Source organism: Bartonella sp. AA18HLJMS, from assembly GCF_042197245.1.
Lineage (GTDB): Bacteria > Pseudomonadota > Alphaproteobacteria > Rhizobiales > Rhizobiaceae > Bartonella.
Map to the genome: position 1 here is coordinate 1 of NZ_JBHIRP010000105.1, position 508 is coordinate 508.

Genomic DNA, 508 nt, shown 5'->3' on the forward strand with positions numbered 1-508 from the left:
GCCTTTTGCGTTTAAATTTATATCGCTTTCTGAAACAATCTTTATGCCTTCCGGTGCGGTAAGCTCTAGCTTGCCACCATCACCTTTTAGTGACACACCATCAGCGATTGTCAGGATAAACTTTCCGCCGGATTTGATGTGAATTCCATAAGTGTTTTGTTCATCATCATATTCAAGGCTGGTTCCATCAGGGTATATCGTTCGGTGAATGCTGCCCTTATCGGCTGCTTGATTAGCATCTGTATGAATGGAACCCACAATCACCCCTTGTGACAAATCCCCTGATGACGAGATAACAACTACTTGCTCTCCAACATCACGCCCTTCATAGGAGCGTGTTTTACCGGCGCGGGCTTGGGTATCTGGAATCCAGTCACTGACAAGATTGCCACTTTTTATCCGATAGCGTGCGTTTTTATGGTCGACATGGCTAATCTTCCCCACCACAACCATATTTGCCACACGTCTCTTTAGATCTGTGATTTCTTTATCGCGCCGCTCTAACATG

1 protein-coding gene is annotated in these 508 nt (G+C 45.5%); it reads right to left on the reverse strand.

Annotated features, from left to right (window positions below; all coding sequences use genetic code 11):
• Nucleotides 1-507: phage baseplate assembly protein V (locus ACFINW_RS10200; RefSeq protein WP_375674281.1), on the reverse strand; the 507-nt coding region annotated here is incomplete at its 3' end.
• Between the last annotated feature and the right edge of the window lies 1 nt (nucleotide 508).